Source organism: Rheinheimera sp. F8 (genome assembly GCF_001518915.1).
Window position 1 is genome coordinate 4,392,920 of record NZ_CP013656.1, and the last position, 21,100, is coordinate 4,414,019.

Sequence of the window (21,100 nt, forward strand, 5' to 3'; positions counted from 1 at the left end):
AGATGTGTCAGCGCTGCCGGTTCAGCGCCACAGCATCACCGATAATGCGCCAGTATTTGTTCAAGTTGACCTTGCTGGCGCAAAGCTTTGATCGCCTGATCCAGCTGCAAGACCGTTGATTCAGCCAGCAGCGGTGAATACATGCACTGGATTTGATTGCGTTCTATTTCCACTGCATGCAGACCCTGCTTATCCTTCAGCAAATAACCATATTCAAATTCGGACACCACCACCGCGCTCAGATGTTTTTTCTGCAGATGGCGCAGGCTTTCCGCCGGCGAATAACTGTCCACGCGCTGCAACTGGCCACGGGCAAACAGTTCCGTCAGCGTTGGATAGACATAACCAAAGGTGGTGCCGACTTTGCCTTTACTGCGTTGGCTGAAATCAGTGAAATCGGCGAAATGCTCCGCCGAGATATACAGATCCCGGTGCACAAATAACGGTGGGCTCCAGCGTAATTGCGGATCGGTAAACCACTCTGGCGTGCCATTACAATAAAAATCCAGCTGGCCTTGAAGTAATAAATCAGTGACCCGTTTGCGCGGGATCGCTTCGATTTGTAGTGGACGGTTTAACGTGTGGGCTAACTGCTGATAAATATCAAACAGGATCCCGCCGACCGGGGTTTGCTGCTGATCGGTCAGCATAAAAGGCGGCGCATCGGCAATGTGTGGCACCCGCAGCGGCGTCTGGTCTGCCAGCGCTGCTGGCAACAGCAGCAGCCAGGTCATATTCAGCCAGCAGCAGGTTTTGACATTCAATGTGGCGACTCCGGTGTCCCTTGTTCAGACACTGAGCATAGCCGTAACCCCAGACTAACTGCAAACCCGGTTGCGGCCCTGCGCTTTAGCCTGATACAGCAGTTGATCGGCCCGGCTCAGTAACTTGTCGTAACTGCCGACATCCTCGTGTTGCGCCACGCCGAAACTGGCGGTCACCTGCAAGCCCGGCACATCGGCGCTGAAATCCAGCGCTGCGATCGCCAGCCGGATACGCTGACAGATCTCGACGGCGTGCGTCAAATCAGTTTGTGGCAATAACAACGCAAACTCTTCCCCACCCCAGCGGGCAATGCGGTCAATATCCCGTACCTGCTGGCGTAATAACTGCGCCAGTTGCTGCAACACCAAATCGCCGGCCTGATGTGACCAGCGATCATTGATAGTTTTAAAATGGTCGATATCCAGCATCACCAGACAGAGTGGCTGACCTGAGCGCTGCGCCCGGCTGAATTCAAATGCCAGTTGCTCATCAAAGGCGCGCCGGTTGGCAAGGCCAGTCAGGCCGTCTTCCCGGGCCTGTGCAGCAAATGCCTGCGCCTGCAGTTGTAATTGCTCCGCCAGCTGAGTTTTTTCCGTTACCGCCTGACGCAATGACTGCGCCTGCGCCAGTAACTCGGTGGTTTTGCCGGCCACCTGTAGTTTCAGCCGCAATTCCGACTGACTGAGCCGATACAGCCGCCAGCGCACAAAGCCAAACAGCGCACACAACATCAGCAATCCTGCCAGCATCTGCACCCAGCCTTTTTGCCAGAATAGCGGCAACACGGTAAATTCCACCCGGGCCACGTCCTTGTTCCAGTCACTTTCCGGATAAGCGGCACTGACCAGCAACCGATAATCGCCGGGCGGCAAATTGGTGTATTCGGCATGATTGGCGGTGCCGCGTTCGACCCAGTCCTGCTCAAAGCCCTGCAGTTGCGTGCGGTACAAAATCCGTGAAGGCATCACATAACTAAGCCCGGCAAACTGGACAACGACACGCAAAGTACCGGCCGGCAACTTGGCTTGCTGCAGGGCGACTGCCCGGCCATCCGCACTGAGTTGCTGCACCACCACAGGCGGAGGTTTCAGGCTGAACTGAGCGAGGCGGGACGGATCGACGGTGGCGACCCCCTGTGAAGTGGCAAACCATAAAGTCCCGTCGCGGCGCAAAGTGGCGGCTGGCACAGATCCACCGTTACATTGCGAGCTGAGCATGCCGTCGGCTTCGCCAAACATGTCGGAATTGCCCAAAGTGGCCTGGAGGCCATCAGCCACAGCATTGGCATCACTTTGACTGATACGGACAATGCCGCGGTTACTGCTGAGCCAAAATGCGCCGGCGCTGTCGGCCAATACGCTAAAAATTTTGTCTACCGGTAAACCGGCGGCACGACCTATCAGCCGTAACTGGTTTTTCTGCTGGTCATAACGCACCAGGCCACGGTCTGTGGCCAGCCACAACCAATCCGTACCGGGGGAATGATAAAAATCAAACACATACTCGGCCTGTTCCTGACTATGCAGATCCAGTGGCCGGATCGTACCGTCTGACCAGACTGCAGCCCCGGTACCTGTGCCAATCCACAGCTGGCCAGAGCGCCCAGGCTCCGCTGGCTGATAGTACAACGCCGAGACAAACAAACCTGGCAACCCATCGGCCGTGGTCAGCGTACTGATTTGCTGCTGGCGCAGCATATTGAGTCCACCCGAAGTGCCAAAGAACACCCGGTCACCGGCCAGCGCAATGGCGCGAATTTCATTACTGGCCAGGCCGTTGCTGCGATCGTAGCGGTCCGTTACCTTACCCTGGCGTAACCGATACACGCCATCGCTGTAAGTGCCAACCCAGACCTCACCGTGTTCACCTTCAGCCAGGCTTAATACCGAGACGCCGGCATCCAGTACGACCGGCTCCAGTTTGCCTGCCACCCAGCGATCGAGGCCACCGGCACTGCCGATCCAGACACTGCCATCGGAATGTTCCAGCACAGTGCGGACATAATTGTCTACCAGGCCCTGTTGTTGCGTCAGATTGGTAAAAGGCGTTTCGCGTAGCCGGTACAGACCAGCATTGGTGCCAACCCAGACACTCTGCTCGGTGTCCTGAAAAATGCTCAGCACCCGGTTATTTGGCAGGCCATCCTGCACACCCAGTTGTTCAAGCCCCAGCGCACTGACCCGTTGCAGCCCCTGATTAATAGTGCCGATCCAGATTTGCCCATCCGCCAGCACATGCAGCGCGGTGACGGCAACATTCGCCAGTGCCGGATGTACCAGTGCAAAATGATCACCGTCCTGGCGGAACAAGCCCTGCTCTGCACCAACCAGCAACTGCCCCTGCGCGTCCAGTGCCAGCATAAAGGCTTTGAGATCCGGTGCATCGGCCAGCAACGACACCTTTTCAAACCTGAGTTCAGCGGCAGTAGGATCAAGGCGATATACGCCCTGCAAAGTGGCAAACCACAAGATGCCGGCACGGTCTTGCAACAGTTTGTAGACCACCCGCACTGTCAGACCATCTGGCACGCCAAAGCGCTGATATTGCCCGTCGGCCAGCTGCCGGATCACGCCACCACCTTCAGTGGCAAACCACAGTTGGCCTTTGCTGTCGCGCAGCAAATCATTGATCAGATAACCAAGCGGCGGAAAACTTTGCCAATGACCATTGCTGACCCGGCTAAAGCCGCCGCGGGCACCGGCAACCAGCATACTGCCATCGTGTTCGCGGAAAAAAGTCCGCACCCCGACATCCGGCAATCCGGTCACACTGTCGCGGCCAAAAATGGTAAAACTGCGGCCATCATAGCGGGCCGCGCCTTCCCAAGTGGCCAGCCACAGATAGCCGTCGCCACTTTGATGAATATTGTTGATGGTGTTATGCGGCAGCCCGTCGCGGGTGGTCCAGCTTTCGCGGAAATAATCATGTAGCGGCGTGACCGCCTGTGCCGCGCCTGCCAGCAGCGTGCTGATGCCAAGCAACAACGTAAAGAAAATCCATTGCATTTGCTTCTCCGGTCACGACAGCCGATTAATCCGGCTGACCTTAATCAGCTAATTCCCAGCACAAGTGCTTCAGTTGCAGATAATCTGCCACGCCATATTTTGAGCCTTCCCGGCCAAAGCCGGCACTGCCCACACCACCAAACGGAATGCGGGCATCGGAAATTGCGGTCGCATTGATCCCGACCATGCCGGCGGTCAGTTGACGCGCCAGCCGGTAATTGCGTTTTTCGTCGGCGCCATACAGATAGGCCGCCAGACCGCCATCAGTCTGATTGGCCAACTGCAGCGCCTGCACTTCATCTGTGAAAGTCTGCAGCGTCAGCACCGGACCAAAGATCTCCTGCTGACATATCGCCATCTGCATCGTCACATCGGCCAGCAAAGTCGGCGGAAAAAAATAACCACCGGCCAGATCTGTGTTCAGTGCGGGGGATAAAGCCTGCTGACAGACCCGCCGCGCGCCTTGTTGTATTGCGCCGTCAACCAATTGCTGCACCTTGTGGACTGCCTTGGCCGAAATTAACGGGCCGATTTGTACAATGTCAGCCTGACCTGCGCCGACCTGCAACGCCATCACTGCGGCGGCGAGCCGCTGTTCCAGCGCGGGTGCTACCTGAGCATCGACCAGCACCCGGTTAATACAGATGCAGGTCTGGCCGGCATTACGGAATTTGGCCGCCATAATCCCATCCACCGCTGCATCCAGATCGGCGTCGGCAAATACCAGCACCGGCGCGTTGCCGCCCAGTTCCAGCGACAGTCGTTTTAACGTGGCAGCACTTTGTTGCATCAACAACCGGCCAACGGCTGTAGAGCCGGTGAAACTGACTTTGGCGACCTGTGGCGATGCGATCAGAAATGCCGCCAGCGGATCCGGTGTGGCGCAAGGCAACACCTGCAACACGCCAGGCGCAATGCCAGCTTCGATGGCGAGTTCCGCCAGCGCCAATGCGGTCAGTGGCGTAGCTTCGGCCGGTTTTAACAACACAGTACAGCCGGCCGCCAGCGCTGCGCCAAGTTTGCGCGTGACCATCGCGGCGGGGAAATTCCATGGTGTCAGCGCCAGCACCACACCAACCGGTTCAGGGATATTCAATAATTGCCGGCCAGCGACACTCGGATGTTGCCAGTCACCTTCCAGCCGCAGCGCTTCGCCGGCAAACCAGTTCAGATAAGAGGCCGCGTAATCGATTTCCGCCCGCGCTTCGGTAAGTGGTTTGCCCTGCTCCGCACACAGCAATTGCGCCAACCGCTCACGCTGTTGCAGCATCAGCTGTTGCCAGCGCTGTAATAATTGCGCCCGATCGTTGGCAGTGCTACGCCGCCACCAGGCAAAAGCGCTGGTCGCGGCACTAAGCGCCTCTGCGGCATCGTCCAGCGACGCCGAAGCAACCTGAGCCAGCACCTGTCCATTGGCCGGATTGAGAACAGAAAAACTGTGACTGCTTTGCCGCCACTGACCATCAATCAGCAAAGCACAAGGGGGCAACTGCAAGGGCGTCGGCATGGCGTCGGACATCAATTCCATCAGAAATTCCTTGTATTCAATCTTGCTGATAATACCCGCATTTTTCACGATTTCAGCAACGACGCGGATAAAAAAAACCGCCGGGAGCGGTTTTTAACAACGCAACGCGTTGGCCCGAAGGGTGAGCGCCAGGGATGTGGATACAAAAAAACCAGCCGAGGCTGGTTTTTTTATATCTGGCGACCGATTAATCCGGTTTTTTCGTCACGCCGACCATCGCCGGGCGCAATAAACGGCCATTCAGCTCATAGCCTTTTTGCATCACGAAAACAACAGTGTTCGGCGCCAGATCAGCATTTGGCTGAATTGACATCGCTTGATGGAAATCCGGGTTAAATGGCTGACCCTGCGGGTCAATTTGTTGCACACCATATTTGGCAACGGTGTCAATCAGGCCTTTTAACGTCAGCTCCACGCCTTCGGCCAGTGCTTTAACCGCTTCATTGGCCGGATCGATAAAGCCTAACGAGCGTTCCAGGTTGTCCAGTGCCGGTAATAAATCGCCGGCAAATTTTTCCAGCGCAAATTTATGCGCTTTTTCTACGTCCTGCGCCGCACGACGTTTCATATTCTCAGCTTCGGCGCGCACCCGCAGCGCTAAATCGGTCTGTTCGGCCGCTGTGGTTTTTGCCTTTTCCAGCTCAGCCTCAAGTTTAGCGATAATCTGTTGCTCATCAGACAGTTGCACTTGTTCCTGCTCTGTTTGCGTTGCTTGTTCCGCGCTTTGTACCATGTCTTGTTCGTTCATTGCTTACTTACTCCGAAATGAATGCGGCTATTATGGGGATTGTCACGGCTGATTCAAGTGCTTTGATAGCTGCAAGCCAACCGCTTCGACTAATGGGATTAAATGCGCGTAATGCATCCGGCTCGGGCCCAGCAACGCCAGCACGCGGTGCGGCTCGGCCTGATAGCGCAGCGCAATGATGCTGACATTGTGCAGTTCCGTGATACCCGACTCGCGGCCGAGAATTAATTTAGTGCACTGATCCTGTAACACCGGCGCTAAGATTTGCAGCAAACAGGCCGGCTGCTCCAGCAATTGCACCACTTGTTGCAACGCGGCATCAGGCTGATGTTCGGCTTCCTGTAATAAATGATGCTGACCATACACCAACGGCTGATTCTGCTGCATCTCGTCCAGACTGAGCTGCGCCATCACTTCCAGCAACAAGCGTTCAGTATCACCGCCTTCGGTACGCGCCATCAGCGCCAGCCGGCCAATCGCATCCGGCCAGCATTGGCCGCACAGCGCCGCATTCAGCACACAGAGACTACGGCTTAAGGTTTGTTGTGGGATATCAGCATTTTGCGCCAGCACCCTGTGTAACACGTCGCCTTCGGCATCAATGACCACCAACAGCAATTTATCCATTGCCAACCGCACCAGCTCTGCCTGACGGATCACCCGGCCACCGGCTTTTGGTGGACTGAGCAGACTGACCAGCCCGGTTAAGTTAGCCAGCAGCTGACCGGCGCGCTGGATCAGCACCGACGGCGGCAACTGCGGCAACAAAGTCTGTTGAATTTCATTCAGCCAACGCTGCGGCACCGCTTCGAGCTGCAGCATTTTATCGATAAACAGCCGGATCCCCTGCGTGGTCGGAATGCGGCCGGCCGAGGTATGTGGTGAACGGATCAGGCCCATTTGTTCGAGCTGGACCATGGTATTGCGCACTGTGGCAGAGCTGACCTGCAGGCCGCCTTGCTCGGAAATAAATTTCGACGATACCGGCGCTCCATCACTCAGGTACTGCTCAACGATCAGTTTCAGGATCAGCTCGGGCCGGCTCAGCATCAGGTTTGTTGCTCGTTAGGAATAAAACACTTGTCTATAGTGGGGATATAACCGAAAAAATCAATGACCTGATTTGCCGCAGGCGCAGCTGGCAAATGCGTCACCGCAGGAGCTGGCCTGTGATTCAGCCGCAGGAAAGTCTGGCAGCCACCGCCCCGGCTTTGTATACTCGGCCGATAAGCAGCAAGCGGAATGTCCTGCATGACTCCCAGTTTTCGCACTATTGGCCTTATCGGCAAACCCAATCATCAAGGCGCCAACCATACGCTGGTCAGTCTGTATCACTTCTTATGTAAATATGATGTCCGTATTCTGGTGGAAGAGCGTGTCGCCGCGACACTGGGACTGCCGGCCGTTGAAGCGGCCGATCTGGTCGATTTGGGTAAACAATGTGACCTAGCGATTGTCGTCGGTGGTGATGGCAATATGCTCGGTGCAGCGCGGGTGCTGGCACGCTTTGGCGTGGCCGTGCTTGGCGTCAACCGCGGTAATCTTGGTTTTCTGACCGACCTGTCACCGGAGAGTTTTCAGCTGCCGCTGTCAGAAGTTTTAGCTGGCCAGTTTGTCACCGAAAAACGCAATTTGCTGGAAATCGAAGTGCATCGCAACGATGCGATTAAAAGCAGCAACAGCGCCGTCAACGAAGCAGTACTACATGCCGACAAAGTCGCGCATATGATTGAATTTGAAGCCTATATTAATAACGAATTTGTGTTCAGCCAACGCAGCGACGGCCTGATTGTCAGCACGCCGACCGGTTCTACCGCGTATTCATTGTCTGGCGGTGGCCCGATCCTGACGCCTGAACTGGACGCAATGAGCCTGGTGCCGATGTTCCCGCACACGCTGAGCAGCCGGCCGCTGGTGGTAGCCGGCACCAGCGAGATCCGCCTAAAAGTGGCGCCGAGCAATGACGCGCACCTGCAGATCAGCTGCGACAGCCATGTGATCCTGGCGGTGATGCCCGGTGATGAAATTGTGATCCGCAAGCATCCGAAGCCACTGTTTCTGGTGCATCCACCGGGCTACAGTTATTTCCACGTGCTGCGCAATAAACTCGGCTGGGGCTCAAAACTCTATTAATCGTTTTGAATCATCACTTTATAAATTTTTTCATAATGCAGCTTGTCAGCCTGAAAAACACTGTATAAATTAACAGTCATTATCCGCCATGACTGGAACTGACATGCTGACCCATCTCCACATCAGTAACTTCGCGATAGTCCGAGCCCTTGAAATCGAATGGCAAGCCGGGATGACCACCATCACCGGCGAAACCGGCGCCGGCAAATCAATTTCCCTCGATGCCTTAGCACTGTGTCTCGGCGAGCGGGCCGACGGTCTGGCAGTCCGGCCGGGCGCAGACAAAGCCGATCTGGTCGCCACTTTTGAAATCAGTGCGTTACCCGCGGCACAACAGTGGCTGGCAGAACAAGATCTGGCCATGGGCCTGGAATGTATAGTCCGGCGGGTGATTGGGCACGAAGGCCGCTCCCGCGGTTATATCAATGGCGTGCAGGTACCGGCGCAGCAATTAAAAGCGCTGGGCCAATATCTGCTCAGCATCCATGGTCAGCATGCCCATCAGCAACTGTTAAAAAACGATTATCAACGCCAGCTGCTGGATGCTTTTGCCGCGCATCCGGAATTACTCAGTCAATGCAAACAACGCTGGAAACACGCGCAGCAGCTGAAAAGCGAATATCAGGCGCTGCAACAAAATCAGCAGCAACGGGAAGCACAGCGTCAGTTACTGGAATATCAGGTGGCAGAGCTCGACCAGTTTGCACCACAAGACGATGAATTCGCCGCGCTAGAAGCCGAACATCAGCGGTTAAGCCATAGCTCGGGCCTGATCCAAAGCAGTGAACTCGCATTGCAGCTGCTATATGACAACGATGAATCCAATGCTTTTGCCATGTTGCGTCAGGCTTGTTTTGCCGTCACCGACAGCGCCGCCGTCGATGCACAGCTGAGCCCTATCGAGCAGATGCTGCAGGAAGCATTGGTGCAAATTGAAGAAGCCAGCCGTGAACTGCGCCGGTATGCAGAACGGGTCGAAATCGATCCGGAACGCTTACTTGAAATCGATCAGCGCCTCAGTCAGTGGCTGAATCTGAGCCGGAAACACCAGATCGCACCTGACACGCTGGCGCTGCATCATCAGCTGCTCAGCCAACAATTACAGGCCTTGGCCGGCGATGACGAACGCTTAGTCGAGCTTGAACTGCATATCCAGCAAGCGCTGCGCGAATTCAGCAGCACGGCGGAACAACTCAGTGTCAGCCGGCAGCAGGCTGCGCTGGAACTGTCGGCCAGGATCGCCAGCAGTATGGCCGAGCTCAGCATGCATAACGCGCGCTTTTTTATTGATATCCAGCCACAGGCGCCCGAGCGCGCTAACGGCCACGGCTGGGATCAGATTGAATTTCTGGTCAGTACCAACCCGGGCCAGCCGCTGCAGCCGCTGCACAAAGTGGCTTCCGGCGGTGAGCTGTCGCGCATCAGTCTGGCAGTACAGGTGATCCTGGCAGACAAGGTCACAACCCCTACGCTGATTTTTGATGAAGTCGACGTTGGCATCAGCGGCCCGGTCGCCGCCGGAGTCGGCCGGATGCTGCGTCAGCTTGGCAGCAGCACTCAGCTGATTTGTGTCACGCATTTACCGCAGGTCGCGAGCCAGGGCCATCAGCAACTTTATGTGGAAAAATATACCGACGGCATACACACCGAAACCCGCATGCGCACACTGACCGACGATGAACGGGTGCAGGAAATTGCCCGCTTATTAGCCGGTGAAAACGTCAGTGCGCATGCAATTGCCAATGCCCGCGAACTTTTATGCACACCATAAGTCAGAACTTGGCACTTTAATCTTGGCCGGCGCTTGCGGTATGATGCCGGTCACTTTGCTAACTAAAGCTGATAATGAAGAGAATTATGCGCGAGTTGACGTTAAAAAAAGCCGGAGCCTGGCTGTTTGCCTCTGGCCTGATGCTGTCCGTGACAGCTTGCAGCAGCTGGATTTACCGGATCGATGTGCCGCAAGGCAACTTCCTGGAGCAAAAAGATATCGATAAATTGCGCATCCAGATGAGCAAAGAGCAAGTCCAGTATGTCCTCGGTAATCCGGTCGCTGAAAATAGTTTTGAAGACAACACCTGGCATTATTTTTATGCGTTAAAAGGTGGCCGCGGTGACAATTTTGAGAAGCAGCTGGTGCTGAATTTTCAAAATGGCAAGCTGGTCAAAATGACCGGTGATTTTGATACACCAAAAGAATTTAACGTACCGCTGGATCAATAAACCAGCAGGCAGTCCGGCCTCTATTTAGTGCTACGACAAATAGCACTGCTCCAAATAGCACTACGACCAACAGAAAATAAAAAACCCGCTTTAGTGCGGGTTTTTCTTTGGCTGCTCCGGCTCTCGCTTTATGCTGGTTCGACCGGCAACTGCCACACAGCTTTACTGCACCGCTTTACTACACCGCATTGCTGCACAGCAGGAAAAGCATCAGTGCGCTGAGTCCGAACCATCATGGTCGTGATTTTTATGCTGTTGTGGCCGGCCACCGGTAGTTTTATCGGCTCTGCCTTCTTCTTTGGCTTTATCCGCCCGCTTTTTCCGCATGTCTTTAGGATCTGCGATCAGTGGCCGGTAAATCTCAATCCGGTCGCCGGCGCTCAAAGAGTCTTCCAGCCGCACAGTCCGGCTCCAAATGCCCACTTTGTGCTGTGTCAGGTCAATTTCCGGATACATCCGCAAAATGCCAGAGCTTTCAATCGCTGATTTGACGGTAGCATCTACCGGTACACTGACACTGAGTAACGACTGACGCTGCGGTAACGCAAACGCCACTTCAATCAGAATGACATCAGCCATGTGATACTCCGTAGACTTGTTTGGCTCTGTTGGTAAACGCCTGCACCATGGCCCCGGTTAGTTCATTAAACACTTTGCCAAAGGCAAATTCGATTAATTTACTGGAGAATTCAAACTCCAGTTCCAGCACCACTTTACAAGCCTGGTCATTCAACGGCACAAAACGCCAGCCACCGCGCAGAAATTTAAACGGGCCGTCGACCAGCTCCATGCCAATGCGCTGATGCGGTTCTAAACGATTACGGGTAGTAAAACTCTGGGTGATACCGGCTTTACTGATATCTAAACGCGCGGTCTGTTCAGTATCTGTGCTGGACAGCACCACCGCATGACTGCAACCCGGCAGAAACTGCGGATATGAAGGTACGTCGTTAACCAGTTGATACATCTGTTGGCAGCTGTAAAAAACCAGCGCGCTGCGCTCAATTTGTGGCATACTCACTCCCCTGGATCAGGTCGGCGATTGTAACAGATCCTGCCCCTGTCACAAGTTTTCACGGCAGCGACACAAGCTGTGTTGCAAAGGCCCGCAAGTCTTCTCTGAGTTAGCATGACTAAGAAACAAAATCAAAAAGATCAGGGCGGTACCATCGCCCTCAACAGAAAAGCCCGCCACGAATACTCTCTTGAAGACAGATTCGAAGGCGGCATGGCATTGCAAGGTTGGGAAATTAAAAGTATCCGCCAGGGCAAAGCCAATATCGCTGATTCCTACGTCATTATTAAAGATGGCGAAGCCTATTTGTTCGGCGCCATAATCCAGCCACTGAACAGCGCCTCCAGCCATGTCGTCTGTGACCCCGAACGTTCACGCAAATTGCTGCTGAACAAACGCGAGATCAACAAACTGATTGGCGCCAAAGAGCGCGACGGCTACACCATGGTCGCAACCGCGATGTACTGGAAAGGCCCATGGGTCAAACTCGAATTCTACCTGGCCAAAGGTAAACGCGAATTCGATAAACGCGACGACATCAAAGACCGCGACTGGTCACGCGAAAAAGAACGGATGATGAAGCATTCCAAGCGCTGATTTTATTTGCCAGGGCTTGAAACTGGCGAATTGATCACCACTTAGAACTAAAGCAGCACAGAAAGGCGACAAAGCACAAAAGCATTGCTTGCCGCGACGTGCTGCAGGGCATAGAATGCCCACGTAACTGAAGCGTTCGCTTCACGAAGAATTCGGGGCTGATACTGGATTCGACGGGATTCACGAACTCCTAAGTGCATGCCGAGGGGCGGTTGGCCTCGTAAAAAGCCGCAAAAAAGTAGTCGCAAACGACGAAACATACGCAATCGCCGCCTAATAAGCGGTAGATGCTCTTCCCCTCACGCATGCCTATAAGCTGAGACTCTGGAAGATCACCCCTAATAGGATCGCATGGCGGCTTTGTCCGGAGCCAAGATGCTAAAACCAATCGGACTCGCCCAACGATAGCCTGCCATTCGGCGCTCCAAGGGTTAACCAAACGAATGGATAAGCATGTAGTACTGAAGACGTAGGTTTTTCGGACGGGGGTTCAAATCCCCCCAGCTCCACCACTTAAAGTAAAAGGCCACCTTCGGGTGGCCTTTTGCTTTAAGTGGTAGTGTTGTGGCGGATGCGAAGCCTCGTTCGGGGTTCAGCCGGAGCTTGCGTAGCAAGCGGAGACAACGCCCGCAGGGCGGCCTCTCGTTGTCAAACGAGAGGTGAGCGGCAAAGCCGCGAATAAATCCCTCCACTCGGGTGGCCTTTTGCTTTAAGTGGTAGTGTTGTGGCGGACGCGAAGCCAGGTTCGGGGTTCAGCCGGAGCTTGCGCAGCAAGCGGAGACAACGCCCGCAGGGCGGTAAATCCCCCCAGGCCACCTTCGGGTGGCCTTTTGCTTTTCTGGCCGCGACCTAAGACATTTACAGAATAAATCCCCGAATTGTGCCGTCGGCTATTTAGTGTTCAGTATGTAAATGGTTACTATGGTTTTTATTNGTGGTAGTGTTGTGGCGGACGCGAAGCCAGGTTCGGGGTTCAGCCGGAGCTTGCGCAGCAAGCGGAGACAACGCCCGCAGGGCGGCCTCTCGTTGTCAAACGAGAGGTGAGCGGCAGAGCCGCGAATAAATCCCCACTCCGGTGATTTAATCGAAGCACCCACCTTCGGGTGGCCTTTTGCTTTAAGTGGTAGTGTTGTGGCGGACGCGAAGCCACGTTCGGGGTTCAGCCGGAGCTTGCGCAGCAAGCGGAGACAACGCCCGCAGGGCGGTAAATCCCCCCAGGCCACCTTCGGGTGGCCTTTTGCTTTTCTGGCCGCGACCTAAGACATTTACAGAATAAATCCGCCGAATTGTGCCGTCGGCTATTTAGTGTTCAGTATGTAAATGGTTACTATGGTTTTTATTGCGGGCGCAGATCCCTGGAACAATATTGTGACAACCTCATTCAACACTGAATTAATCCTGCAGCTGCTGCAGCAGCGCTTGCCAAACCTGCTTGCTGTTTATTTGTTTGGCAGTCAGGCCAGTGGCCAGGCGACTCCGTCCAGTGATGTCGATTTGGCGGTATTAGTGCCGGGTTATCTGGACTCGATTGAACTTTGGGATATCAGTGGCGATTTAGCTGAAGTGTTGCAACTGGAGGTTGATTTACTCGACTTTCGCGCCGCTTCAACGGTGATGCAGCATCAAATTCTCAGCACCGGCACGCGCTTATTAGCAACCGACCCACACATCAACAGCTACGAATCTGGTTTATTGTCCGATATGACGGATTTAAATGAAGCCCGGCAGGGTTTAATTGATGATATTCAGCAACAAGGCACAGTCTATGGCAAATGAACAGACAAAGGCGCCAGACGATGTGGTGCTGAATAAAGCCGCCAGCATCGAACGCGCGGTCAAACGAGCAGCAGAGGAATTTCATAAAGACCCGGCCAGTTTTGCCACCGATTTTACCCGGCAGGACGCAGCGGTGCTAAATATCCAGCGCGCTTGTGAAGCTGCGCTGGATATCGGCCAACACCTGATCCGCAAACACAAATTAGGCGTGCCACAAAGCTCACGCGATGTATTTACCCTACTCGCCGGCGCCAGTTTTATTCCGGCAGATCTCGCTGAACAATTGAAAAAAATGGTCGGATTTCGCAATATTGCTGTGCACGAATATCAGCGTCTGCAGTTGCCCATTACCGAGCACATTATTCAGCATCGCTTGGTCGATTTTCAGCGCTATTGTCAGCTGCTGCTGTGCAATCCAGCACTCTAATCCGGTCCTCTCATCAGGTACTTTAGTTTCATTGAACACAGCACAAAACGGACATTGTGCGGCAATCACCAAGGAATGCGATGTTAGCAGGCAGCAAACAAAAAGGTAAAATCAGTCAGTGGGATGACGACAAAGGCTACGGCTTTATTGAGCCCTGCCTCAAAGGCCCCCGACTTTTTGTCCACATCAGTGATTTCAGCCGCAAACCGCGGCGCCCGGTTGCCGGCGATATGGTGGTGTATCAGCCGACACAGGGCCCCGACGGCAAACACCGCGCAGCCAATGTGATCTTCAGCACACTGGATAAAGCCGCAACCGAACCCACCGCCGGCAAACGTAAACTCAGCAGCTTTCTGAGCCTTTGTTTTGTGATCTTATTCGCCATCGCCGTCTGGCTGCAAAAAGTGCCGTTGTCACTCGCTTATTGCTACCTGGCATGCTCGGTACTGACCTTCATCCTGTATTGGCATGACAAAGCCGCCGCCCGGCGCGGCAGCTGGCGCGTGCGGGAATCTACTTTATTACTGTTCGGACTACTCGGTGGCTGGCCCGGTGCCGTATTGGCACAACAAATCCTGCGGCACAAATCAGTCAAAGCCGCCTTTCGCAACTGGTTCTGGCTGACAGTCGGCCTGAATGTCTGCCTGTTGTTGCTGTGGTACGACCAAAGATTTATTGGCTTGCCTACAGGGTTATTTCACTAACCCATTCATTTAAAATTCATCCGCACCCGGTAGGCTGCAGTTATCCCTTGCTGCACATGTCCCGGAGTCTGAAATGGAAAAGCCTGTTTTACGTACTTTGTTAATTCTGACCGGTGTCGTGACGTTTTCGATTTCTGCCTGGTCGTCGGCGCCGGCGCGTTGTCTGGGTTTGCCGGATACGGATTTAAAGGCGATGTGCCTGGCGAAAGCGCAGTTGGATGTGCGCCGCTGTGGTGATATCAGCAGTCCGCTGTTGCAGCAACAATGTCAGGCGTCCGTCCAAACGCCATTCTGATTTCCCTGTTATTCGATTCCCCTGCTGGCAGCCTGGTCATTGTTGTCCTTTTGGCTGCCGGCTTTTTATTTGTCTGTTTCTTTTTCTGTAGTGGCGACAATGCCTTGCCGCGGTGGCGCAATTCTGGCTATGTTGGATTTATTCCCTGCCCACTGAAGCGACCAGCTGCCGATGCCGATCCCCGACCAGCCACATCTCTTAGCGCCATCACCTGCATCTGCCGGGTTTGCCACAGCTGCGTTGCCGCGCCAACTCGGTTTCTGGAGCTTGTGGTTACTGGTGATTAACGGGCTGATCGGCGCCGGTATTTTTGGTCTGCCGGCTGGTGCGGCGCGGCTGGCCGGTGATTTCAGTCTGTGGTTGTATCCGCTCTGCGCCCTGCTCATCCTGCCGGTGCTGTTGTGTTTTGCTGAGCTGTCGAGCCGCTTTGCCGGCAGTGGCGGCCCAGCGGTGTATGTCAGTGCGGCCTTTGGCCCGGCGGCCGGTTTTCAGGCTGGCTGGTTGTATTATCTGGCCCGGCTGGTGTCGGTAGCGGCCAATACCGTGTTACTGGTCGATTCGGTTTGTTATTTTCTGCCGGCACTGCAGGCAGGCCCGCAGCGACTGTTATTGCTGGTGGCAGTGCTGGGGGCGATGACGCTGCTGAACGTCTGGGGCGTGCGCAAAACGATGCGCTGGCTGGGCGCTTTAACTGTCGCCAAGCTCGCCGTATTGGTGGGTTTTGCGCTGGCTGGCTGCAGTGTGTTGCTGTGGCCAGCAACCAACACTTTGATACAAACGTTAAACCCTACTTTAAATACAGCGGTGCAATGGCAACCGCTGCTCAGCTACCCGGACATTGTCGACGGACCAGCTGCGCTGTTGTTATTGGTCTATGCCTTTGTTGGTTTTGAATCGGCGCTGATCCCGGCCGGTGAAGCCAAGAACCCGCAACGCGATTTGCCACGGGCGCTGATCTCGGCGCTGTTGCTGGTCACGCTGTTGTACATGGCGGTGCAGGCGGCCTGTCTGGCCTTATTACCCGATCTGGCGCACAGCAAAACGCCGCTGCTGGACGCCACAGCGCAGCTTGCGACACATTTGACCCCACACATATCCACGGAGTCCGCAGCAGCATTGATCAGTATCGCAACATCGTTGCTGATGCTGGGCATTATTGCTTCAGTCGCGGCCAATCTGCTTGGTGCGATGTTTTCCACGCCGCGGCTAAGTCATGCCTTAGCAGAACAAGGCCAGCTGCCGGCCTGGTTTGCCGCGGTGCATCCACGGTTTCTGACGCCGGCGCATGCCATCTGGTTTTTTGGCGGGCTGGCGTTGTTGCTGGCAAGCCTTGGCAGCTTTTTATATCTGGCTGCTGCCACAGTATTAATCCGCGCTTTGTTGTATGGTCTGTGCTGTGCAGCCTTGCCGGTGCTGCGCCGCCAGCAGCAATCCCCGCTGCAACTGCCGCTGGCCACACCTTTGCCATGGCTGGCGTGTATCGTCTGTCTATGGCTGGCATCACAGGTCAGCAGCACTTCAGTCTGGCTGACTGCTGCGCTCATCGCCTTAGGGCTTGCACTGTCGTTGCTGGCTAAAAGCGCATCAAAACGCTGAAAAGTTTATACCGTTCAAATGAATCGCAAGTGGTCGGTAATTTTCTGCCATATGTCGCCTGTAGCACCGTCAGCCAGGCCAGAACCGGCTATGCTGGGATTTATCGCCGTTCGTATGGCCATCAGGAAAATTGGCGGCAGCGGGCTTTAATTTTGCCGCTGCTGGCTCCACTTTAAATACAGTGACATCAATCAAGGGCTTAGGCTCTGGCATCCGAGGATTTAACATGGCGAAGAAACAACCGAAATCAGCGCAACTGGATATTGGCATTTCACTGGACCACCGGGAGAAAATCGTCAAAGGTTTATCCGCCCTGCTGGCCGACAGCTATACGCTGTATCTGATGACGCACAATTTCCACTGGAACGTGACCGGGCCGCAATTTAACAGCCTGCACAATATGTTTATGGCGCAGTACACCGAACAATGGAATGCGCTGGATATCATCGCCGAGCGCATTCGCGCGCTGGGTTTTCCGGCTCCGGGCACTTACAAAGAATTTGTTAAACTGACCTCGATTAAAGAAGTCGAAGGTGTGCCAAGTGCCAACGAGATGGTGCAACATCTGGTCACGGCGCAGGAAACCACGGCCCGCACTGCACGCAGTCTGTTTGAACTGGTCGGTGACGCCAATGACCAGCCGACCGCCGATGTGCTGACGCAACGGCTGAATGTTCACGAGAAAACCGCCTGGATGCTCAGAAGCCTGTTAGTCGAATAATCTCCCCCGATGCCAGCAGCATGTGCGCCATGCTGCTGACATTTTCAGCAAACTGTCGCAGCGCTGCCGGTGCAAGGTTGACAGCTCCTGCCATAGCACTGAAGATAACCGCCTGTATCCGCGCCCGCGTTGCTCCAGCGCTTTATAAAGGTTGTCCTGTGTCTGCATCTCCTCAACAAACATTTCTGCAAGGCCTTGGTCTTGGCATCGGCGCTGCGGCGTTATTGTTTTATTTCTGGCATACCGAAACGGTATATCAGCTGCAGCAACAGTGGCTCAGTGAACAAAAAGCCTTGCTGACGCCGCCAAAGCAAGTGCCGACGGCAGCCGACAACATCGAAACTATTGATTTGCTGATGCGCACCTATGCTGTCACCCCGGGCACTGAGGATGCGGATATGCGTGCAGCGCTGATCCAAAGCCGTCATCTGACGTTAGTGCAGCAATTGCAGCAAAGTACCCAGGTTGATATCAGTGATTTAGTGGACCCGGCCCGGCCTTTTAATGCCGCCCAGCTGTATGCCGCTTTATTACGGATCAAACAGCAACAGGAAAAACTGCAGGCACGTAAGCTGCTGGACGCCAGATTGCAGGCAAGCGCACCACAGCCGGCCGCCGTTAGTCCCCAGTCTTGATCCAGAAATATCTGTGAAGAAAAGATCTCGCCGCTGACTTTTCTGCGTACACTAGGAACAGCATTTTCCCAGTCACGGCAGCTATGAAGGCATTAATTCCATCCAACGAAACTGAACGACTGCAGGCGCTGCGTCAGCTGCATATCTTAGATACGCCCGCTGAAGCCGCCTTTGATGCCCTGACCGAGATCGCTGCGCAAATCAGCGGTGCCGGTTTTGCCGCCCTGACGCTGATTGACCAGAACCGGCAGTGGTTTAAAAGCACGTTCAACTTCTGTGAGCAGGAAAACAGCCGCGACAATTCATTCTGCTCCCACGCCATTTTAACGCCAAGCCAGCTGACCTATATCCCCGATGCCCGCCAAGACGCCAGAGTTGCCGACAATCCGCTGGTTACCTGCGCGGATGGCCTGCGTTTTTATGCCGGCGCGCCGCTGGTGCTGCGGGATAACCTGGCACTTGGCACCTTGTGTGTGTTTGATACCAAACCGTTAACCTTAACCGCGGCGCAGCAAAAATCGCTACTGCAACTGGCCGATCAGGCCGTTTTGCTGATGAACAACCGGTTATTACAACAACAAAGCGCCGAGCAGAACCTGCATTTGCAGCAGGAAAAAAACCGCATTGACGCCATCATCAATGGCACCAACATGGGCACCTGGGAATGGAACGTGCAAACCGGCAGCACTGTCTACAACCAATACTGGTACGGCATGCTGGGGCTGGATCCACTGACACAATCTGATGTTGATATCTGGCGCAGTCGGGTGCATCCGGAAGATTTGCCCGCCGCAGCCACTGCACTGGAACAACATTTTGCCGGCACGTCACCGTTTTTTGATGCGCGTTTTCGTATGCAACACCATCAAGGGCATTGGGTGTGGATCCACGCGGTCGGCCGCGTCATGGCCTGGACCGACGACCACCAGCCTTTGCTGATGTTTGGTACGCACCGCGACATCACCCAGGAGCGTGCTCAACAACAGGAAATGCAACGCACCCGCTCGCACCTGCAGGCGATTATCGATTCGTCCACCGAAGCCGCGATGATCTCGACCGATATTCATGGCGTGATCCGGCTGTTTAACCCCGGTGCTGAGCGGATGCTGGGTTATCAGGCCTCAGAGCTGGTCGGCACCAGTACGCCGGCTATCCTGCATGATCCAGACGAAGTGCGCGCCCGTGCCGCACAGCTGAGCGCCGAATATCAGCTGCCGATCGACGGCTTTGATGTGTTTGTCTACAAAGCGCGCCACGGCACCAGCGAAACGCGGCAATGGACTTATATTGGCAAGAATGGCGAGCGCAAACAGGTCCGCCTCAGCGTATCGGCCATCCGCACCGATCAGGGCGAAATCCGCGGTTACCTGGGCGTCGCCATTGATATCACCCAACTGGAACAACTGCATCACGCGTTGCTACTTAGCGAACAGCGCCATCGTTCTATGCTGGAAAACCTGCCGGGCGTGGTTTACCGCTGCATCAATGACGCACAGTGGACCATGTTATTTATCAGTGATGAAGTAGAAAAACTCACCGGTCACCCGGCCCGCAGTTTTATCCGCAATAAAAAGATTAACTTTGCCGAATTACAGCTGGCCGAAGATCAGCCCTTGCTGCGCGAAGTGGTCGACCGCGATCTGACTAACCACGCGCGCTTTAGTGTCGAATACCGCATCCGTCATGCCAACGGCGCCGTGCGCTGGGTGCAGGAGCTGGGACGTGGCATCTATGACCCCAATGGTGAATTGTTGTACATCGACGGATTTATCTGGGACGTCACCGCGCAAAAAGAAGTGCAGCTGGCCCTACGCGCCGGAGAGCAAAAGCTGGCCTCGTTGTATCAGCTGGCCCCGCTGGCGATCTTACTCAGTCAGTTTGACAGCGGTGAGATCCTGAACGTGAACCCGCAGTGGTACGAGTTATCCGGTCTCAGTGACGAGATCCCGGCCCTGCCGCTGCCGACCTTATTGTCGTTTAACCAAGTCCAACTGGAAGCCCGTCAGCAGGCTCTGGCCAGCAACGCTAGCTTTGGCCCGATCGAACTCGAATTGAGTCATGTCGAAGGGCAACAAATTCCGGTGCTGCTCAGTGAAGTGTTAATCCAAAACGCCAGCGGTACCGCGCAGGTCTGGTCGATTATTCAGGACATTACTGAGCGCCGGCGCATTGAGCAAATGAAAAACCAGTTTGTCTCGATGGTCAGCCACGAATTACGCACGCCGCTGACGGCCATTTCCGGCGCACTCGGCCTCATCAGTGGCGGCGCGCTGGGTCCATTGCCGGATGCGATGCAGCCGATGCTGCAAATCGCCTGCGATAACAGTGAAAAGCTGACGCAGCTGATTAACGATTTACTCGATATCGACAAACTGGTGGCTGGCAAAATGCAGTTTGAACTGCAGGATTGTTCGGTGCGTGAACTGCTGACACAAAGTGTGCGGCACAATCAGCCGTACGCCGACAAATTTCTTACCCGGATTGTGCTGGAACCCGGCCCCGACGCGGTGTTGTTGCTCGACCCGATGCGCTTTCACCAGATCATGGCGAATTTATTGTCCAACGCGGCGAAGTTTTCGCCGCCGGGCTCAGTGGTGGCGGTGCGGACTGAAAAAATCGCGCAGCAGCTGCGGATCAGCGTGCAGGATCAAGGGCCCGGCATTCCCGACAATTTCCGCGCGCGCATCTTTGAGAAATTCTCACAGGCCGATGCCGTGGACGCCCGCCAGCGCGGCGGTACCGGCCTGGGCCTCGCGATCGTGAAAGAACTGACCAACCGGCTGGGCGGTGAAATTGGGTTTGATAGTGTCACCGGACATGGCAGTTGTTTTTATCTGGAATTTGCCCTGGATCAGCAAGGCGAAGACAACAATGCCGGCGCTTTACATTAAAACTTCAAAAGGAGTTGCCGGCCCTTAGTTCGGGCCAGCCT

At 54.8% G+C, this 21,100-nt stretch carries 19 protein-coding genes and 1 other RNA gene; 13 read left to right on the plus strand and 7 right to left on the minus strand.

All coding sequences use genetic code 11. The features are described from left to right. Nucleotides 1–35: 35 nt before the first annotated feature. From ATY27_RS19470 to hrcA, 5 genes are all read right to left on the minus strand, one after another. Nucleotides 36–764, minus strand: coding sequence for a transporter substrate-binding domain-containing protein (locus ATY27_RS19470; protein WP_208930594.1), 729 nt, complete (start codon nucleotides 762–764; stop codon nucleotides 36–38). A 54-nt stretch (nucleotides 765–818) separates the two neighbouring features. Then, on the minus strand, nucleotides 819–3,770 hold the full coding sequence (locus tag ATY27_RS19475; RefSeq protein ID WP_208930593.1) for a ligand-binding sensor domain-containing diguanylate cyclase: 2,952 nt from the start codon (nucleotides 3,768–3,770) through the stop codon (nucleotides 819–821). Nucleotides 3,771–3,810: 40 nt separating this feature from the next. Next, nucleotides 3,811–5,298 (minus strand): NAD-dependent succinate-semialdehyde dehydrogenase, encoded by a 1,488-nt coding sequence (locus ATY27_RS19480; protein WP_244151263.1) that lies wholly within the window; start codon nucleotides 5,296–5,298, stop codon nucleotides 3,811–3,813. Between the two features lie 187 nt (nucleotides 5,299–5,485). Continuing rightward, nucleotides 5,486–6,046 (minus strand): nucleotide exchange factor GrpE, encoded by a 561-nt coding sequence (gene grpE / locus ATY27_RS19485; protein WP_208930592.1) that lies wholly within the window; start codon nucleotides 6,044–6,046, stop codon nucleotides 5,486–5,488. A gap of 42 nt (nucleotides 6,047–6,088) precedes the next feature. Then, nucleotides 6,089–7,096 (minus strand): heat-inducible transcriptional repressor HrcA, encoded by a 1,008-nt coding sequence (gene hrcA, locus ATY27_RS19490; protein ID WP_208930591.1) that lies wholly within the window; start codon nucleotides 7,094–7,096, stop codon nucleotides 6,089–6,091. A gap of 201 nt (nucleotides 7,097–7,297) precedes the next feature. Between hrcA and nadK the strand changes: the two genes are divergently transcribed. From nadK to ATY27_RS19505, 3 genes are all read left to right on the plus strand, one after another. Next, complete coding sequence (gene nadK / locus ATY27_RS19495) at nucleotides 7,298–8,179, plus strand: NAD(+) kinase (RefSeq protein WP_208930590.1); 882 nt, start codon at nucleotides 7,298–7,300, stop codon at nucleotides 8,177–8,179. A 103-nt stretch (nucleotides 8,180–8,282) separates the two neighbouring features. Then, nucleotides 8,283–9,950: a DNA repair protein RecN gene (gene recN, locus ATY27_RS19500; protein WP_208930589.1), complete on the plus strand. Its 1,668-nt coding sequence runs from the start codon at nucleotides 8,283–8,285 to the stop codon at nucleotides 9,948–9,950. Between the two features lie 86 nt (nucleotides 9,951–10,036). Next, nucleotides 10,037–10,402, plus strand: coding sequence for an outer membrane protein assembly factor BamE (locus tag ATY27_RS19505; RefSeq protein WP_208930588.1), 366 nt, complete (start codon nucleotides 10,037–10,039; stop codon nucleotides 10,400–10,402). 210 nt (nucleotides 10,403–10,612) lie between these two features. Here the strand turns inward: ATY27_RS19505 and ATY27_RS19510 are convergent, their stop codons facing one another. After that, nucleotides 10,613–10,981 carry an RnfH family protein gene (locus ATY27_RS19510; RefSeq protein WP_208930587.1) on the minus strand — a complete coding sequence of 123 codons (369 nt, stop codon included), beginning with the start codon at nucleotides 10,979–10,981 and terminating at the stop codon, nucleotides 10,613–10,615. Then, nucleotides 10,974–11,417, minus strand: coding sequence for an SRPBCC family protein (locus tag ATY27_RS19515; protein WP_208930586.1), 444 nt, complete (start codon nucleotides 11,415–11,417; stop codon nucleotides 10,974–10,976). Before ATY27_RS19515 ends, ATY27_RS19510 begins: the two co-directional genes overlap by 8 nt. Nucleotides 11,418–11,531: 114 nt before the next feature. On the opposite strand from ATY27_RS19515, the gene smpB reads away from it, so the two are divergent. The 10 genes from smpB to ATY27_RS19565 all read left to right on the plus strand — a co-directional run bounded on the left by smpB (nucleotide 11,532) and on the right by ATY27_RS19565 (nucleotide 21,059). Beyond that, a complete protein-coding gene (gene smpB, locus ATY27_RS19520; RefSeq protein WP_208930585.1) occupies nucleotides 11,532–12,014 on the plus strand; it encodes an SsrA-binding protein SmpB in 483 nt (160 codons plus the stop codon). 154 nt (nucleotides 12,015–12,168) lie between these two features. Beyond that, nucleotides 12,169–12,526, plus strand: a transfer-messenger RNA (tmRNA) gene (gene ssrA / locus ATY27_RS19525). Nucleotides 12,527–13,382: 856 nt separating this feature from the next. After that, the gene (locus ATY27_RS19530) at nucleotides 13,383–13,790 is read left to right on the plus strand and encodes a nucleotidyltransferase domain-containing protein (RefSeq protein WP_244151262.1); all 408 of its coding nucleotides are present in this window, start codon (nucleotides 13,383–13,385) and stop codon (nucleotides 13,788–13,790) included. Then, on the plus strand, nucleotides 13,780–14,217 hold the full coding sequence (locus tag ATY27_RS19535) for a DUF86 domain-containing protein (protein ID WP_244151261.1): 438 nt from the start codon (nucleotides 13,780–13,782) through the stop codon (nucleotides 14,215–14,217). The genes ATY27_RS19530 and ATY27_RS19535 overlap by 11 nt, the downstream gene beginning before the upstream one ends. Nucleotides 14,218–14,297: 80 nt before the next feature. After that, nucleotides 14,298–14,921: a DUF1294 domain-containing protein gene (locus tag ATY27_RS19540; RefSeq protein ID WP_208930584.1), complete on the plus strand. Its 624-nt coding sequence runs from the start codon at nucleotides 14,298–14,300 to the stop codon at nucleotides 14,919–14,921. Between the two features lie 73 nt (nucleotides 14,922–14,994). Then, nucleotides 14,995–15,216: a hypothetical protein gene (locus tag ATY27_RS19545; RefSeq protein ID WP_208930583.1), complete on the plus strand. Its 222-nt coding sequence runs from the start codon at nucleotides 14,995–14,997 to the stop codon at nucleotides 15,214–15,216. Nucleotides 15,217–15,387: 171 nt separating this feature from the next. Next, nucleotides 15,388–16,812 carry an APC family permease gene (locus ATY27_RS19550; protein WP_208930582.1) on the plus strand — a complete coding sequence of 475 codons (1,425 nt, stop codon included), beginning with the start codon at nucleotides 15,388–15,390 and terminating at the stop codon, nucleotides 16,810–16,812. A 226-nt stretch (nucleotides 16,813–17,038) separates the two neighbouring features. Beyond that, on the plus strand, nucleotides 17,039–17,533 hold the full coding sequence (locus ATY27_RS19555) for a Dps family protein (RefSeq protein WP_208930581.1): 495 nt from the start codon (nucleotides 17,039–17,041) through the stop codon (nucleotides 17,531–17,533). A gap of 158 nt (nucleotides 17,534–17,691) precedes the next feature. Further along, the gene (locus tag ATY27_RS19560) at nucleotides 17,692–18,168 is read left to right on the plus strand and encodes a hypothetical protein (RefSeq protein WP_208930580.1); all 477 of its coding nucleotides are present in this window, start codon (nucleotides 17,692–17,694) and stop codon (nucleotides 18,166–18,168) included. 83 nt (nucleotides 18,169–18,251) lie between these two features. Continuing rightward, complete coding sequence (locus tag ATY27_RS19565) at nucleotides 18,252–21,059, plus strand: PAS domain S-box protein (RefSeq protein WP_208930579.1); 2,808 nt, start codon at nucleotides 18,252–18,254, stop codon at nucleotides 21,057–21,059. Nucleotides 21,060–21,100 lie beyond the last annotated feature (41 nt).